The organism is Bradyrhizobium sp., assembly GCF_004799405.1.
GTDB lineage: Bacteria > Pseudomonadota > Alphaproteobacteria > Rhizobiales > Xanthobacteraceae > Bradyrhizobium.
Map to the genome: position 1 here is coordinate 76622 of NZ_SSMW01000130.1, position 16703 is coordinate 93324.

The 16703-nt window shown below is 62.6% G+C and carries 15 protein-coding genes; 8 read left to right on the forward strand and 7 right to left on the reverse strand.

Annotation, left to right across the window (positions count from 1 at the left end):
• Positions 1 to 160 precede the first annotated feature (160 nt).
• Positions 161 to 1651, reverse strand: a complete 1491-nt coding sequence (locus E7813_RS20360; RefSeq protein ID WP_291576975.1) for a DEAD/DEAH box helicase — start codon at positions 1649 to 1651, stop codon at positions 161 to 163.
• Positions 1652 to 1917: 266 nt separating this feature from the next.
• Between E7813_RS20360 and E7813_RS20365 the strand changes: the two genes are divergently transcribed.
• From E7813_RS20365 to E7813_RS20375, 3 genes are all read left to right on the forward strand, one after another.
• Positions 1918 to 2505 (forward strand): TMEM175 family protein, encoded by a 588-nt coding sequence (locus tag E7813_RS20365; protein WP_291576976.1) that lies wholly within the window; start codon positions 1918 to 1920, stop codon positions 2503 to 2505.
• A gap of 75 nt (positions 2506 to 2580) precedes the next feature.
• Entirely contained in the window at positions 2581 to 4083 is a 1503-nt protein-coding gene (locus tag E7813_RS20370) for a caspase family protein (RefSeq protein ID WP_291576977.1), read from the forward strand.
• Positions 4084 to 4107: 24 nt separating this feature from the next.
• Positions 4108 to 5361: an FAD-dependent oxidoreductase gene (locus tag E7813_RS20375; RefSeq protein ID WP_291576978.1), complete on the forward strand. Its 1254-nt coding sequence runs from the start codon at positions 4108 to 4110 to the stop codon at positions 5359 to 5361.
• A 20-nt stretch (positions 5362 to 5381) separates the two neighbouring features.
• On the opposite strand, the gene E7813_RS20380 is transcribed toward E7813_RS20375, so the two are convergent.
• From E7813_RS20380 to parE, 4 genes are all read right to left on the reverse strand, one after another.
• The gene (locus E7813_RS20380) at positions 5382 to 6152 is read right to left on the reverse strand and encodes a glucose 1-dehydrogenase (RefSeq protein ID WP_291576979.1); all 771 of its coding nucleotides are present in this window, start codon (positions 6150 to 6152) and stop codon (positions 5382 to 5384) included.
• Positions 6152 to 6337 (reverse strand): hypothetical protein, encoded by a 186-nt coding sequence (locus tag E7813_RS20385; RefSeq protein ID WP_291576980.1) that lies wholly within the window; start codon positions 6335 to 6337, stop codon positions 6152 to 6154. The genes E7813_RS20380 and E7813_RS20385 overlap by 1 nt, the downstream gene beginning before the upstream one ends.
• A 177-nt stretch (positions 6338 to 6514) precedes the next feature.
• Positions 6515 to 7324, reverse strand: a complete 810-nt coding sequence (locus E7813_RS20390) for a porin family protein (protein WP_291576981.1) — start codon at positions 7322 to 7324, stop codon at positions 6515 to 6517.
• Between the two features lie 219 nt (positions 7325 to 7543).
• On the reverse strand, positions 7544 to 9601 hold the full coding sequence (gene parE, locus E7813_RS20395) for a DNA topoisomerase IV subunit B (protein ID WP_291576982.1): 2058 nt from the start codon (positions 9599 to 9601) through the stop codon (positions 7544 to 7546).
• Between the two features lie 220 nt (positions 9602 to 9821).
• On the opposite strand from parE, the gene E7813_RS20400 reads away from it, so the two are divergent.
• The 3 genes from E7813_RS20400 (at position 9822) to argC (ending at position 12291) form a co-directional block, all read left to right on the forward strand.
• Positions 9822 to 10352 carry a DedA family protein gene (locus tag E7813_RS20400; RefSeq protein ID WP_291576984.1) on the forward strand — a complete coding sequence of 177 codons (531 nt, stop codon included), beginning with the start codon at positions 9822 to 9824 and terminating at the stop codon, positions 10350 to 10352.
• A gap of 251 nt (positions 10353 to 10603) precedes the next feature.
• Positions 10604 to 11287, forward strand: a complete 684-nt coding sequence (locus tag E7813_RS20405; protein WP_291576985.1) for an FMN-binding negative transcriptional regulator — start codon at positions 10604 to 10606, stop codon at positions 11285 to 11287.
• The gene (gene argC, locus E7813_RS20410) at positions 11284 to 12291 is read left to right on the forward strand and encodes an N-acetyl-gamma-glutamyl-phosphate reductase (RefSeq protein WP_291576986.1); all 1008 of its coding nucleotides are present in this window, start codon (positions 11284 to 11286) and stop codon (positions 12289 to 12291) included. The genes E7813_RS20405 and argC overlap by 4 nt, the downstream gene beginning before the upstream one ends.
• Positions 12292 to 12356: 65 nt before the next feature.
• Here the strand turns inward: argC and E7813_RS20415 are convergent, their stop codons facing one another.
• Together E7813_RS20415 and phaC are read right to left on the reverse strand one after the other, a co-directional pair.
• Positions 12357 to 12755, reverse strand: a complete 399-nt coding sequence (locus tag E7813_RS20415; RefSeq protein WP_291576988.1) for an MAPEG family protein — start codon at positions 12753 to 12755, stop codon at positions 12357 to 12359.
• Positions 12756 to 12829: 74 nt separating this feature from the next.
• Positions 12830 to 14635, reverse strand: coding sequence for a class I poly(R)-hydroxyalkanoic acid synthase (gene phaC, locus E7813_RS20420; RefSeq protein ID WP_291576989.1), 1806 nt, complete (start codon positions 14633 to 14635; stop codon positions 12830 to 12832).
• Positions 14636 to 14938: 303 nt separating this feature from the next.
• Here phaC and E7813_RS20425 point away from each other — a divergent pair, with 303 nt between their 5' ends.
• Complete coding sequence (locus tag E7813_RS20425) at positions 14939 to 15214, forward strand: hypothetical protein (protein ID WP_363331196.1); 276 nt, start codon at positions 14939 to 14941, stop codon at positions 15212 to 15214.
• A gap of 201 nt (positions 15215 to 15415) precedes the next feature.
• The gene (locus tag E7813_RS20430; RefSeq protein WP_291576992.1) at positions 15416 to 16633 is read left to right on the forward strand and encodes an LL-diaminopimelate aminotransferase; all 1218 of its coding nucleotides are present in this window, start codon (positions 15416 to 15418) and stop codon (positions 16631 to 16633) included.
• Positions 16634 to 16703: the final 70 nt, after the last annotated feature.

Genomic DNA, 16703 nt, shown 5'->3' on the forward strand with positions numbered 1-16703 from the left:
CAATAGCGAGCGTTCTGCCCGCGGTCCCCGCCGCAATGCCTAAAAATATCGCGGTCAAGCTAACGGACGAGAATGAACGACCGGTAAACGGGCTTCCGGGCCTCTTGGGTGTCAGCGCTTCTGATTCGGATTCTTGTAACGTTCAGACCCTTGCAAACGTTTAGACTCTTGCCCGAACAGGTCGCAACAGGAACGCCGGAAGGTGCGAGTGATCGGCAGGTTCCGCAGCCTGCTCGCGCGGGATCTGCGGCGCCTCGGCGCGGCCGATCGAAGGTGTCCGCGAGGCAATAGGTGCGGATGGCGGCGTGAATGCAGCCGGTACCTGCGGTTGCGGGCTGGAGTTGCGGCTACCACCCGACGCATGTCGCGGTCCGCGATCGCGGCGCGGCTTGCGTCCGTCGCGTGACCCCTCACGCGAAGCTTCTTTTGCTTCCCCGCGCCCACGCCGGTGGCGGGGTTGCTCGGTCTCGGTGCTGGACGCAGTCGCCGGATTATCGAGAGGCTCGTGATCGACCGACCTGCTCGCAATGCCGCTTTCGGCGCGGGGGATAGTCTGCCCGATCAGCTTTTCGATCGCGAGCATGGATTTCTGGTCGAGCGGTGTAACGAGGGAGATCGCGGTGCCGGCACGGCCGGCACGGCCGGTACGGCCGATGCGATGGACGTAGTCGTCGGCGTGATGCGGCACATCGAAATTGAAGACGTGGCTGGTCTCGGGAATGTCGAGGCCGCGGGCGGCGACGTCGGAGGCGACCAGCAGCGGAATCTCGCCCGTGCGGAATTGATCGAGAGAAGCGGTACGGGCCGATTGATCCATGTCGCCGTGCAGCGCGCCGACGCTGAAACCGTGCTTCTGCAGCGATTTGTATATCAGCGCGACCTCGCGCTTGCGGTTGCAGAAGATGATCGCGTTCTTGAGATCCTTGGCGTCGCGCAGCAGCCGGCGCAGGGTCTCGCGTTTTTCGTGCGGCTCGCGGCCGACCGAAACCTGAAACTGCGACACGCCGACGGCGGTCGTTGCGGGTCTCGAAACTTCGATCTTCTCGGGATTGTGCAGGAAGGTTTCGGTGATGCGGCGGATTTCGGGCGGCATGGTCGCGGTGAAGAACAGCGTCTGCCTGGTAAAGGGGATCATCTTGCAGATGCGCTCGATGTCGGGAATGAAACCCATATCGAGCATGCGATCGGCTTCATCAATCACCAGCAACTCGACGCCGGTGAGCAGAAGCCCGCCGCGCTCGGTATGGTCGAGCAGCCGGCCGGGGGTTGCGATCAGCACGTCGACGCCGCGCGTCAATTTGGTGTCCTGGTCGCCGAACGAAACGCCGCCGATCAACAGCGCCACGTTGAGTTTCTGGCCGGCGCCGTATTTGTCGAAACTCTCCTTGACCTGGGCTGCGAGTTCGCGGGTTGGCTCGAGGATGAGGGTGCGGGGCATTCGGGCGCGGGCGCGGCCCTTTTCCAGCATGGTGAGCATCGGCAGGACGAAGGCGGCGGTCTTGCCGGTGCCGGTCTGGGCGATGCCGAGAACGTCCCGGCGGGCCAGCACGTGAGGAATCGCCTGTTCCTGAATGGGGGTGGGGGTGGTGTAACCGGTGGCCGCGACGGCGGCGAGCACCTTGTCGGACAGGCCGAGATGGGAAAAAGACATTGAGCTTCTGGGAGCCTCTGATCGAAACCGCCGCTTGGATTCTCGAAAAATGACTGTCGCGCTCAACCCCGGAACGGCACGCAGATTTGCACGGGATTCTTGGATACGCAGACAGGCGGCTTATTCGGGGCATCGCGTTTCGATACCGGGCCGCGTCGAGCCGGAACATAGGGACGAATTGGACAAAGTCAATGGAGCACATGCGGGAAGCGTTGAAAAAGCTTAATGTTTTTGCATGAATGCCGTGAAAGCGGACAGGAATCACCATGTTCTCGAAAGCGCGCCTCGATACCCTCAGCGATGGAATTTTCGGCGTCGCCATGACGCTGCTGGTTCTCGACGTACGGCTGCCGGATGATTTTCATCCCCAAAACAACGGTGAGTTGCTGCAGGGCCTTGCCGATCTGTGGCCGAAATTCCTGCCCTATGTGATTAGCTTCGGCGTGCTGGGATTGCGCTGGCTTTCCAATATCGAACTGCGGTCGCGCGCCGAATACGTCGAGCGCGAATACACCAATTGGTGGTTGCTTTATCTGTTGCTGATCACCTGCGTGCCGTTCTCGACCATCGTGGTCGGTCGCTTTGCGCATTTCGCGCCGGCGATCTGGCTTTATGCCGGTCATACGCTGCTGATTGCCGCGGTCGGATTGCGGCTGTTTTCCATCACGCCGCACCTGGAGGCAGGCGACCATCTGCGTCACCGACAGTTGTCGGCGGTGCTGCTGATCGTTACCTCGGTGCTGGCGATTGTGCTCAGCTTCGTCAATTCGAGGGTGGCGCTTTGGGCGCTCGCCCTGAATTTCGCCGCACCGCTGCTTCGGAAATGGCGCCGCCGGGCCGGCGCGTCCGATTGAACCATCGGCCCGGCTTTGCCGACTACGGCATAGGCGGAGCCGCGCCAGCGGCGGGCCGTGCAAGCGGGGAATTCGATGAAGATATGGCTTTCCAGACTGGCCGCGGTGGTCGGCGCCATTGCCGCGTCGGTGGCGCTTGCTGCGCCTGCCTATGCGGAGAAGCGCGTCGCACTGGTGATCGGCAACAATGATTACAAGAACGTTCCCAAGCTGCAGAAGGCCGTCAACGACGCCCGCACCATGGGCGACACCTTGAAGCAACTGGGTTTCAGTGTGATGCTGGCGGAGAACCAGACGCGCCAGGCGTTCAGCCAGACCCTGCTGGCGTTCGACGCGGCCGTGGAGCCCGGCGACACCGCGTTCTTCTTCTATGCCGGCCACGGCTTTGAAATCGCGGGACAGAATTTCCTGCTGCCGACCGACGTGCCGGCGGCAAGCGAGGGCCAGGAAGAACTGGTGCGCGACGCCTCCGTGCTGGCCGACCGAATCATCGAGCGCCTGCAGAACAAGAAAGTGCGCACCGCCATCCTGGTGTTCGACGCCTGCCGCAACAATCCGTTCGAACGCTCAGGCACCCGCGCGGTGGCCGGCGGCGGCGGCCTCGCGCCGATGACGCAACTGCCGGAAGGCGTCTTCTCGGTGTTTTCAGCCGGGCCGCGGCAGACCGCGCTCGATCGTCTCTCCAACAATGACGACAATCCCAATTCGGTGTTCACGCGAACCTTCGCCAGGGAACTGCTGCAACCCGGCGAAAACCTCGTTCAGGTGGCCCAGCACACGCGCCGGCTGGTCAGCGAGATGGCGGAGACGGTCAGCCACAAGCAGATTCCGGTTTATTTCGACCAGATGGTCGACGACGTGTTCCTCAATGGCGTGGCCAAGGGAGAACCCGAACCCGCAAAATCTGCCGAGCCTGCGCAAAAGGTCGTGGCGTTGCCGCCGGTGTCGGTGCCGCGCACGGCGCCCTCGAACGATTCCGTCAACGCCCCGATCGCGATGTTCTCGCGCCACAATGGCGGGTGGACCGTGGTGTTCTCGATCGCCGATCCGACCCTGGGAATTTCGTGGCGCATGGGTGACGCCGGCGAATTCCGCGAAACCGGGTTCATGGACACGCTGGATCCGCGTACGCGCAAGCGGATGCCCAACCCGTCGATCGAACTTGCCGCCGACGCCCCGGCGGCCACCATCGAGGTCCGTTATGTCGATGCGTCCGGCGAATTGCAGGGCCCGTTCCCGATAAAGTTCGATCCGGAGGCCGCACTCATCCACGATCAGCGCAAAATCCTTGACATGACCGCGACGAGCTGGCTGTCGTTTCGCGAGTTCAACGGGCTGCTGGTCTACTACACCCAGCTGATGTCGTATCGCTGCGCGATTCGCGAAGCGCGCGTCGGCATCGACACCGCGGTGCCGGACAAGGTCCTGAAAATGCCGCCGTGCGACCCCAGGGATCCCTCGGCCATCCCGCACGAGGCTTTGCCCTATCTCAAGCTGCCGCCTGAAACCAAATCGGTCTCGGTGGAGTTGACCTATCGCGACGGCAGCGTCTCGGAAATCAAGAGCTTCCGGCGCTGAACCTCGATCAACGAAAGCCGGATCATGGACGCGGGTACTTCTTCGGAACGGTCATCCCGGCTCGATACGCGATGCTGCATTGTCGGCGGCGGGCCCGCCGGCATGATGCTGGGATACCTGTTGGGGCGCGCCGGGATCGACACCGTCGTGCTGGAAAAGCATGCCGACTTCTTCCGGGATTTCCGCGGCGATACCGTGCACCCCTCGACGCTGCAGGTGATGGACGAACTCGGCCTGATCGACGGCCTCCTGAAGCTTCCGCACCAGCGTGTGCAAAAGATGGACGGCAAATTCGGTGACACCTCGATTCGGGTCGCCGACCTCAGCCGTGTGCCAACCAAATACCCGTTCATCGCGCTGATGCCGCAATGGGATTTTCTTAATTTTCTGCGCGAGAGCGGCAAACAGTTCGCCTCGCTCAAGGTCATGATGAATGCCGAGGCGGCCGATCTGGTCTGGTCGGGCGACACCGTCGCAGGCGTCAAAGTGAACACGCCGGATGGACCGGTCGAAATCCATGCCGATCTCACGATCGGCTGCGATGGGCGGCATTCGGTCGTTCGTCAGCGGGCCAACCTCGAACTGACGGAGATCGGCGCGCCGATGGATGTGTTGTGGTTTCGCGCCGGCAAACGCCTGGGCGAAACCGAAAACCTGTTTGCCCGGGTTGAGACCGGCAAGATGATGGTGACTTTCGACCGCGGCGATTATTGGCAATGCGCCTATGTGATCGCGAAGGGACAATATGAAGCGGTGAAGGCGCGCGGCCTCGAGGCATTTTTGGATGACGTCAAGCGCATGGCGCCGATCCTGAAGGAGGGGGTCGCCGAGGTCAAAACCTGGGACGACGTGAAACTGTTGACGGTGGCGATCGACCGGCTCAAGCACTGGACGCGGCCCGGGTTGCTTTGCATCGGCGACGCCGCGCATGCGATGTCGCCGATCGGCGGCGTCGGCGTCAACCTGGCGGTTCAGGACGCGGTCGCGACCGCGAACCTGCTGGCCGCGCGATTGACCAAAGGGCGTCCTTCGGAGGATGAACTCGATGCGGTGCGGCGGCGCCGGGAATTTCCGGTGCGGATGACGCAGGCGATGCAAGTCATGGTCCAGAATAATCTGATCAGTGCCGCGCTCAGCCCCGGCGATCGGCCGCTCAGCGCTCCGGTATTTTTGCGTATCATAAGTGCGGTGCCGTGGCTGCAGGGTCTCACCGCGCGATTCGTCGCCGTCGGCGTGCGGCCCGAGCATGTGCAATCGCCGGAAGCTGCGCGATCGTAACGCGGCGGGGTTTTTCGCGTCTAACCCATCACCGAGAAACCGCCGTCAACGGGAATCGCAGTCCCCGTGACAAAATCCGATGCGCTCGAGGAGAGAAACACCGCGATCCCCGCGAAGTCGGCGATCTCGCCCCAGCGTGCCGCCGGCGTGCGGGCCAAAACCTTGTCATGGAGGCCCGCGATCTCCTGACGGGCGCGCTTGGTCAAGTCGGTATCGATCCAGCCCGGCAGCACCGCATTGACCTGGATGTTGTCGCCGGCCCACGCCACCGCGCAGGAGCGGGTGAACTGCACGATGCCGCCTTTGCTGGCGGCATAGGCCGGCGCGAAGCCGGCGCCGAAGATCGACATCATCGAGCCGATATTGATGATCTTGCCGCCGCCTGCCGCCTTCATGGCCGGATAGACCGCCTGCGAGCACAGGAAGGCGCTGGTGAGGTTGGTCCTGATCACGCTGTCCCATTCGGCGATATCGAGGCTGTGCGGGGGTTTGCGGATGTTGATGCCGGCATTGTTGACGAGGATGTCGATCCGCCCGAATTCGCGCACCGTGCGCTCGACCATGGCGGCGACGGCGGATTTGTCGGTGACGTCGGCGACGACCGAGATCGCCTTGGCGCCGCTTTGCCTTAGGTCCGCGGCCGCGGCGTTCGACTTGGCTTCGTTGCGGCCGGCGATGACGACCGCAGCACCCGCTGCCGCCAATCCGCGCGCCATGCCAAGGCCGATGCCGCCATTGCCGCCGGTGACAACAGCGACCTTGCCGGCGAGATCGAATAGCAGGCCCGCCATCAGCGCTTGCTCTGCCAGATCAAAACGAGGCCGAACATGGCCAATGCTGCGCCGTATCCCGCCCACTGGATCTGGCTGATCATGAAACTCGATTCCGGCCATTTGACCGCGCCGGTACCCTGGCCGATCCAGAGCAGCCCGATAGCGAGCGCAATCAAGCCGACGACCAGAAGCAATGTGCGCATGGGATTTTTCCTCGTTCGCCTTGGCAGCGCCGGTGCTCCCGCGCCACGAGCGACACAGTGGCGCGCCCGCTGCCGCGGAGCAAGGGCGGGATTTTGCTGGATTGCCGTTCGTCCAGACACAAAAAAGCCCCGGACGATGCCGGGGCTTTTGAGTTATCTGATTTCAGCTCGGACGTTTTAGTGCCACATATTGAACTTGTAGATCAGCGACGTCGTGGCTGCTTGCACGTCTACCTTGGAATGTTCCGAGAGGAAAACCGGAACTCCCGTGAAGGTGTTTATGCCCGTTCGATCGGCCCCGTTGAAACGGGAGTAGCGATATTCGTTGCGCCAGTACAGGCCCGGAATGCTGGGTACCGCAAATTCGGTACCGCTGCCGAGGAACCAGCCATGGAACGTGGTGGCGGCCAGTGACGACCCCAAAGGCCCGAGTCCACCGCTCACGTTCAGATCAACTTGACCGAAGTGGGTTTCGGTGTAGCCCCCGTTGAAATAAGTCAGCAGCGACGGCGTGACCAGAATGCCGATCCGCGGGCCCACTGCCCACGACCAGTTCTGCTTGTCAGATCCAAAAACGGTGGCAACTCCAAATGGGGGAGCGGCAGTGAAGAGCGGCACAGAGCCTTCGAAGTTGCCCTTGGCACCCCCAAAATCATAGTCGCCCATAACGCCGAAAACGACACCGTAGCCTAACGCTGTAAACTGGTAGTCGCAGCCAGCGCCAACCATGCCGAGCCAGCCTCTTCCGCCGGTGGTGGTCGTGTCGGTGAGCGGGGTGTTGGTGGGATCGCCAGTTAATACTCCATAGTGATCGTCATAGGACATGCTGTAGCCGCCGCCGCCGCTAATATAGCAGCCAGTCCATGTCGCGACCGGCGGCGCTACCACAGGAGCCTTGGTGTAGCGGGGGGCCGGGGCCATGTCGGCTGCGAACGCTGATCCCGTCAGGGCGGCCAAGGCGGACAAAGTCATCGCTAACTTTTTCATTTTCAATTCCTCGCTGAAAGCGCTCGGACCCATTCGCGGGCAAAAGGACGCTGGACTTCAAAACCTGTCGCGATTTATAACCAGCTCTGGCCAAAATGCTGTTGCACAAGCGCAACAATCGCCAGGGAAAGAACAAGGTATTGTTTTTATTGTAGTTTTTATGTGGAAATAAAGTGAAATAGTCCGTGCGGGGCGATTAGCGTCGGCTAAGCGGCGCCTTCATACGTCCAGCAGGTCCTCGCGGGCGAATTCGGCCTTGTCGGAAATGAAGGCGAATCGGGCCTCGGCCTTGGCGCCCATCAGCCGCTCCACGGAATCGGCGGTGCCTTCGCGATCGTCCGCCAGCAGCACCACGCGCAGCATGGTGCGCTTGGCCGGGTCCATGGTGGTTTCCTTCAATTGCGCCGGCATCATTTCGCCCAAGCCCTTGAAACGGCCGACCTCGACCTTGGCGTTGGCGTTGAACTCGCTTTTGAGCAGCGCGTCCTTGTGGGCGTCGTCGCGGGCGTAAACCGTCTTGCCGCCGTGGGCGAGGCGATAGAGCGGCGGCACCGCGAGATAAAGATGCCCCTCATCAATCAGGCGCGGCGTCTGCCGGTAGAAAAACGTGATCAGCAGCGAAGCGATATGCGCGCCGTCGACGTCGGCATCGGTCATGATGATGATGCGCGAATAGCGCAGGTCCTCTTCGCGGTAATGGGCGCCGGCGCCGCAGCCGATCGCCTGCATCAGGTCGGCGAGCTGCGTGTTGGCGGTCAGCTTGTCCTTGGTGGCGGATGCGACATTGAGGATCTTGCCCCGCAACGGCAGGATGGCCTGGGTTTTGCGGTCGCGCGCCTGCTTGGCGCTGCCGCCGGCGCTGTCACCCTCGACGATGAACAGCTCGGAGCCTTCGGCAGCGGTGTTGGAGCAGTCGGAGAGCTTGCCGGGCAGGCGCGCTCTCTTGGTCGCGGTCTTGCGGGAAATTTCCTTTTCCGCGCGGCGGCGCAGCCGCTCGTCGGCCCGCTCGATGACGAAATCCAGCAGCTTGTTGGCCTGCACCGGATTGCCCGACAGCCAATGGTCGAACGGATCCTTGATGGCCTGCTCGACGATGCGCTGGGCTTCGGTGGTTGCCAGGCGGTCCTTGGTCTGGCCCTGGAATTCCGGCTCGCGCACGAACACGCTGAGCATCACGGCTGCACCCACCATGACGTCTTCGGAAACGATGGAGGCGGCACGCTTGCTTTGGCCGACGCGTTCGGCGTGATCCTTCAGGCCGCGCAGCAGCGCGCTGCGCATGCCCGATTCATGGGTGCCGCCATCCTGGGTCGGCACGGTGTTGCAATAGGACGACAGGAAACCATCGGCGTCGGCGGTCCAGGCGACGGCCCATTCGCAGGCGCCATGGGCGCCGACGCGGCCCGATCGGCCGGAGAAGATATCTGGATGCACCAGAGTGTCGGCGTGAACCGCGGCGCTGAGATAATCCTTTAACCCGCCGGCGAAGTGAAACCTGGCTTCGGCGGGAACGTCTTCGACGCCCTTCAGCAAGCTTGCGTCGCAGCGCCAGCGGATTTCGACGCCGCCGAACAGATAGGCCTTCGAACGCGCCATCTTGAACAGGCGCTGCGGCTTGAAGGTGGCCCTGGCGCCGAAAATGTCGGTATCGGGCTTGAACCGGATGGTCGTGCCGCGGCGGTTGTTGATCTTGCCGAGTTCTTCGAGCTTGCCCTTGGGATGGCCGCGCTCGAAGCTCATGCGATAGAGTTTCTGGCTGCGCGCGACCTCGACTTCGAGCCGCGAGGACAGCGCGTTGACCACGGAGACGCCGACGCCGTGCAGGCCGCCGGAGGTCTCATAGACCTTGGAGTCGAATTTGCCGCCGGAATGCAGCGTGCACATGATGACTTCGAGCGCGGATTTCTTCGGAAACTTCGGATGCGGATCGACGGGGATGCCGCGGCCATTGTCGATGACGGTCAGAAACCCGTCTGCGCCGAGTTCGACTTCGATGAAATCCGCGTGCCCCGCCAGCGCCTCGTCCATGGCGTTGTCGATGACTTCGGCGAACAGGTGATGCAGCGCCTTCTCGTCGGTGCCGCCGATATACATCCCGGGGCGGCGGCGCACCGGCTCGAGGCCTTCCAGCACCTCGATATCGCGTGCGGTGTAGCCGGCCTCGGCGCTGGAGGCGCGGGAGGCGACCTTGAGCGGAGCCCGGGCCTTCGGCCCCGGGGCGCCAAACAGGTCGTCCGTGGTTTTGTTTTTTGCAGCGGATTTCAAGGGTTTCGGCATGGTTCTTTATGTGTTTTGCGCGCCGTGGGCGCCGCGAATCGGCTCCCATGACTATGCCACGGATGGGCTGCAAATGTGACTGTGGTCCGCGCGCAGGCACGGGCTCGCCTTTGTGACTTGATGTCACGCCGGTGGCTGGCTTACCTGTTCGGGACATTGGGCGAGCAGAAGGTTCACGCCTCGTTAAGGGCGAGCGAAGGGCCGCAAAGGGCGTGTTGGGATGGAAGATGCGTTTCGCGGCGTGGCCGATTTTGTCCGCGACCATGAGGTGTGGGCCGCGCCCATCGTTCTGGCGCTGGCGTTCGGGGAGTCGCTGGCTTTCATCTCGCTGCTGATTCCGGCCTGGGGAGCGCTGGTCGCGATCGGCGCCCTGATCGGCGTCAGCGGCATCAGCTTCTGGCCGGTCTGGATCGCCGGCGGCATTGGCGCCGCGCTGGGCGACTGGGTCTCCTACTGGTTCGGCTTCAAGTACAAGGAACACGTCGCGCAGATGTGGCCGCTGTCGCGCTACCCCGCGCTGCTGCCGCGCGGCGAAGCCTTCGTGAAAAGTTGGGGCGTCCCCTCGATTTTCATCGGACGGTTTTTCGGACCCCTGCGCGCCTCGGTGCCGCTGGCGGCAGGGATTTTCGAAATGCCGTATTGGAGTTTTCAGGCGGCGAATTTCATCTCCGCGCTGGTGTGGTCGGCGGCGCTGCTGCTGTTCGGCGACGTGATTTCACAAATCCTCGAATGGATCTGGCGCACGGTCTAGGGTCGCCGTTTTTTGATCCGGGGCGTGACGCTGGTTTGTCTTGACGAAAACCGGGCGCGGCCTTATAGCCCGCTCCATGATCGACGCCGCGACCATTCTCATCGCTCGCCGCCGCCGCAGCATCTCTGCGGTACGGGCGGACATCTGCGTTTAGATATCAGCCCCTGCCGCCGGATCCGGTCCGCGGCACTTCATTTCCAAAACAGCGCGATCTGAACCGGCGGCTCCCCTCAACGAAGCAGGAGCAAGCCATGTTTACCCGACCTTTTTTCGAGCCCGATCGAGCCGCGAGCCTGGCGTTTGCCGACGCGCGCGGATTCGGCACGGTCTGCGCCTGCGACGGCGGCAAGCCGGTCGCGTCCGCGCTGCCGTTCTGCCTCGAATATTCAAGCGACGGCACGCCCCGCGTCTCGTTCCACGTCGCTCGCGGCAATACGCTGGCGACGCTCGCCGACGGCCGGTCAAGCTGGTTGTTTGCGGTGAACGGCGCCGATGCCTATGTCTCGCCGCATTGGTACGCCTCGCCGGACCAAGTGCCGACCTGGCTGTATCAGGCCGTGCATCTGTCGGGCCCGGTTCGCACCATGACGGCACAGGAATTGGCCGGCCATCTGGATGCGCTCAGCGCCAAATTCGAAAGCTGGCTGGCGCCGAAACCGTCATGGACGACAGGCGAAATGACGGCGGGGCGGCGTGAAGCGATGATGCAGGCGATCGTGGGTCTTGTCATGACGGTCGAAGGGATCGAGGGCAGCTTCAAGCTCAACCAGCACAAGTCCGACGTCGATCACGCGGCGATCAGCGATGCACTGGCGCAGCAAGCCGATCCCGCCGCGCAGGCGATCGGCAAACAACTGGTCGCGCTGCGGCCGCAGTTGGATTACAAACAACCGCTGTCTGTCAGCGGTCTCGCCGATTCAAGGAACGCACCATGACCCTCTCCGACACCAAGCAGCCGGGAGTCCCGGCACCGACCTTGCACACCAAGGCGGCGAAGCCCGCCGTGTTCGTCGATGGCGCCGCCGGAACAACGGGGCTGGGCATCCGTCAGCGTCTTGACGCGCAGAACGACGTCGCGGTGCGAAGCATCGCTGCGGAAATGCGCAAGGATCCAGGCGCCAAGCGCGCGCTGATGGAGGAAGTCGACCTTGTCATCCTCTGCCTGCCGGATGATGCCGCAAGGGAGACCGTCGCGCTGATCGACGGCATGGGAGCCGCGGCGCCCAAGGTGCTGGACGCTTCCACGGCCTTTCGAGTCGCGTCCGACTGGACTTACGGATTTCCGGAGCTTGCGCCGGATCAGGCCGACAAGATCCGCTCGGCGCGAAAAGTCTCGAATCCCGGCTGCTATCCGACCGGCGCGCTGGCGTTGCTGCGGCCGCTGGTCGATGCCGGCCTGGTGCCGGTTGACTACCCCGTGACGATCAACGCGGTGAGCGGCTATTCGGGCGGTGGCAAGTCGATGATCGAAAATTTCGAATCCGGCACCGCGCCGGCCTTCGAACTCTATGGCCTCGGCTTCGAGCACAAGCATATTCCGGAGACGCAGCGTTACGCCAATCTGACGCGGCGGCCGATCTTCGTGCCTTCGGTTGGCAATTTCCGGCAGGGCATGCTGGTGTCGGTGCCGCTGCATCTCGACACCTTGCCGGGAAAGCCCGACGCCGCCGATCTGCAAGCCGCGCTGGCGAAGCGCTACGCCGGAGCCATCTACGTTTCGGTGATGCCGCCGGGCGATGCCGCAATACAGAGCGGCCGGCTCGAGCCCGAGGCACTCAACGAAACCAACCGGCTGGAACTCTATGTCTTTGGCAGCGACAAGCACCGCCAGGCGGTGCTGGTCGCGCGACTAGACAATCTGGGCAAAGGCGCTTCCGGCGCGGCGATCCAGAACATGCGGCTGATGCTCGGATTCCCCGAGCCCACCGGGCTGCGCTAGGTCGCGGTTTCCATGGAAGCAGCGCATCGTGAAGACGATGCGCTGCTTCCGGGACGAGCCAAACGTCAAAGCACCTTGAAAATCGCCAAGGCCAGCACGGCTTGCGCGAGGAAACCGACGGTGAAGGCCAGCGTGCGAAACACCGGCAGGCCCATGGTGTAGACGACCACATGCGCGACGCGAGCCCAGAAATACACCGCGCAGGCATAGGCGGTCCACTTCGTCGAATAATCGATCTGGGCCAGGATCAGCACCAACGGCGCGAAGATGACGAGGTTCTCGACCGCGTTGTCATGCGCGAACATCAGGCGGGTGGCCCATTCCGCATGCGGCTTGTCGTTGCGCGACGGGTTGGCCATGGCGCCGCCGAGACCGCGAACCTGACGGCGATTGAGGATGTAGGGCACCCACAGCAGCCCGGTCAGAATAACCGTCAGTGTCAGCCAGAAGAGTTCGCGTGTCATGGTTTCCCCCTTGGGTCATTTTCGAATCCCGTCCCGGCGGGACGGCCTGTTATATTCAAACCCGCATCGTTGCGCTACGCGCGGACTCGCACATAGCTGCCGGGCGCGTCCTCGATCGGGGGCAACGCTTCGGTTCCGACCGCGCGCGCCGGCACTTCTTCCGCGTCGATGCTGCCGAGCCACTCGCGCCAGTCCGGCCACCACGATCCCTTGTGTTCCTGCGCGCCCTTGAGCCATTCCTCAAGGGTCCCGGTCGGCGGGTGATCGTTGGTCCAGTACTGATATTTGCCCGACGCCGGCGGGTTGACCACGCCGGCGATATGGCCGGACCCGGCCAGCACGTATTTCACCGGCCCCCCGAAAAACTGCGAGCCGTACAGCACCGATTCCGCCGGCGCAATATGATCCTCGCGGGTCGCCATGTTGTAGACCGGCACCTTTACTTTCGACAGGTCGAGCAGGGTGTTGTCGAGCACCATGCTGCCGGTGGAGAGCCGGTTCTCCAGGTAGCAGTTGCGCAGGTAGTAGGAATGGTTCGCCGCCGGCATCCTTGTCGCGTCCGAATTCCAGTGCAGCAGGTCGAACGAGGAGGGCGGCTTGCCCTTCAGGTAATTGCTGACGACATAGGACCAGATCAGGTCGTTCGAGCGCAGCATGTTGAAGGCCATCGCCATCTTGCCGCCTTCGAGCACGCCGGTTTCCTGCATGTCGCGCTCCAGCGCCGAAATCTGGTCTTCATCGACGAACACCAGGAGATCGCCGGCATGGGTGAAGTCGACTTGCGCCGCAAAGAAGGTCGCCGACGTCACCCGCACCCGCCGGTTTTCCGCAAGCCACGCCAGCGTCGAAGCCAGCAGCGTGCCGCCGACGCAGTAACCGGCGGTGTGAACCTTCATCTCGCCGGTGGCCTGCTCGATGACATCCATCGCCGTCAGCGGGCCCTCTATCATGTAATCCTCGAAGGTTTTCTTGCCGAGTTGCTTGTCCGGATTGACCCAGGAAATCACGAACACCGTGATGCCCTGATCGACGCACCACTTGATGTAGGATTTCTCCGGCTTGAGATCGAGGATGTAGAACTTGTTGATCCACGGCGGGACGATCAGAAGTGGCGTACGCAGCACGTTCGGGGTCGACGGCTGATACTGGATCAGTTGCATCAACTCGTTCTGAAAGATGACCTTGCCCGGCGTCGTCGCCATGTTGACGCCGACCTCAAGATTGGAAGGGTCGGACTGGCGAATCCGCAAGCTGCCATGTCCGGCCTCGATATCCTCCGCCAGCATTTTCATGCCGCGAACGAGGTTGTCGCCGCTCGATGCCAGCGTCTCGCGCAGGACTTCCGGATTGGTGAGCACAAAATTCGACGGCGCCAGCGCGTTGGTGATTTGCTGGACGTAGAACTCGGCCTTCTTGCGGGTGTGCGGATCGAGGCCTTCGGCGTTGACGACCAGATCCCGCGCCCATTGCGCGGTGAGCAGGTAGCCCTGCATCACAAAATCGAAAAACTGGTTCGATTTCCACTCGGGATCCTTGAAGCGTTTGTCGCGCGGCGATGGCTCGATCGCAGGCGGGGCCTGTTCGCCGGCGAGCCGGCGCATCGATGAGCCCCAGAGATCGAGATAGGCCTTGCCCATCTTGGTCTGCAGTTCTGCCGCCCGCGTTTTGTCCGACAGCCAATATTCGGCCACCGCGGTGAGGGTCTTGATCACCTCGCCGAGTTCGCTGGGCGGTTTATCCTTGAATTCGCCGCTCTCGCGCGGCTTGAGATAGGCCGCGAGCGCCTGGCCGCTGCTTTCCATCGCCCGGGCGAGGTTCATCGCAAAGGCTTCGGGGTCGAATTTCTTCGCGACCTGGGTTTCGGTGGTAACGTCGTTCATAACTGGACACTATAGCTTCGTTGGGAGTTCGTCACCGCGCAGTTGGCAACGGCATTTTCGGTGTTAATCTCGGTAGTCGTGCGTGCTGCACTGCGATAGGGTAGCTCGGTTCCGTCACATTGAAGCCTCAACGGTCCGATCTGTTGTTCAGGCTTTAATCGTTTCGGACGACAATGGTTTGAACGATTGCAATGGAATCTGACAACGTAGTGTCGCTGCAAGGCTCATACCAGCGACGGTAGGATTACCTGGCGGATGTCGGTGGATCGAAGAATAAGCATTCTGTCTGCGGCAGCGCTGTTGGTGGCGGCGCTGGCGCTTGGCGGCTGTTCGACGTCGATTGCGGATATGCCGCTGGCCGGCACGCCAGCCGATGCGCCGGAGCGCCCAACGGAAACCGGCGTCTTTCTTCCGATTCATGACCTGCCGCCGCCCCGTGACGAGGCCACCATGGAGCCGGCGGAACGGGCGAAGATGCGGTCCGAATTGGTGGCCGCGCGCGACCGCCAGGCCGCCTTGGCGGCGACCCAAAATCCGGCGACCCAAAATCCGCCCTCGCAAAACCCGGCCGCGAAATGACCTGACGGCGCTGTTACGGGTGGCGCTGCGGTTCGTCCGTGATAAAAGAACCCAATTCAACCGCAGATCGGGACGAAGCCGTCAATTATCCCCGAATTCGCGCTAAATCATTGATTGAGCGTGATTTCCGGACGAGGCCGAATGCGGCTTCGTTACCAAATGTGTCGGCGATTCCTCTCCCGGTTGCCGGAGCAAGGTTCCATGGAAGATTTCTACCGCATCCGCCGTCTACCTCCTTACGTGTTCGAACAGGTCAATCGGGCCAAGGCGGCTGCACGCAATGCCGGCGCCGACATCATCGATCTCGGCATGGGTAATCCGGACCTGCCGGCGCCGCCCCATGTCATCGAAAAACTCAAGGAAACGCTGGGCAAGCCGCGGACCGACCGCTATTCCGCCTCGCGTGGCATTACGGGGCTGCGCAAGGCGCAGGCGGCCTATTACGCCCGGCGTTTTGGCGTGAAGCTCAATCCCGAAACTCAGGTGGTGGCGACGCTGGGCTCGAAGGAGGGCTTTGCCAACGTGGCCCAGGCGATCACCGCGCCCGGCGACGTCGTGCTGTGTCCGAATCCGAGCTATCCAATTCACGCCTTCGGATTTCTGATGGCCGGCGGCGTGATCCGTTCGGTGCCCTCGGAGCCGACGCCGCAATTCTTCGAGGCGGTGGAGCGCGCGATCGTTCATTCGATCCCGAAGCCGCTGGCGCTCGTGGTCTGTTATCCCTCCAATCCGACCGCCTATGTCGCAAGCCTGGATTTTTACAAGGATCTGGTGGCGTTCGCGAAGAAGCACGAGATCTTCATCCTGTCGGATCTGGCCTATGCCGAAGTCTATTTCGACGGCCACCCGCCGCCCTCGGTGCTGGAGGTGCCCGGCGCGATCGATGTAACCGTGGAATTCACCTCGATGTCGAAGACGTTTTCGATGGCCGGCTGGCGGATGGGATTTGCCGTCGGCAACGACCGCATCATCGCCGCGCTGGCGCGGGTGAAATCCTATCTCGACTATGGCGCGTTCACGCCGATCCAGGTTGCCGCGACCGCGGCGCTGAATGGTCCTGAGGATTGCATTCGCGAGATGCGCGATAACTACCGCAAACGCAGGGACGCGCTGGTGGAATCATTCGGCCGGGCGGGGTGGGAGATTCCGCCGCCCAGCGCCTCGATGTTCGCCTGGGCGCCGCTGCCGCCGGCCTTCAAGGATGTCGGCAGCATGCAGTTTGCCACCCTGATGGTCGAGAAATCAGGCGTCGTGGTCTCCCCGGGGGTCGCCTTCGGCGAGCACGGCGAGGGCTATGTTCGCATCGCCATGGTGGAAAACGAGCAGCGTATCCGCCAGGCCGCCCGTGGCGTGCGCCGCTTCCTTGAAAGCGGCATTGAAACGTTGCACAACGTGGTTCCTCTCGCCAACCGGCGGTAGGCATGATCCCGAAAAGTGGAATCCGGTTTTCGGACCAGATCATGCCTGGTTATGGTCTTTCCAGTAGGCT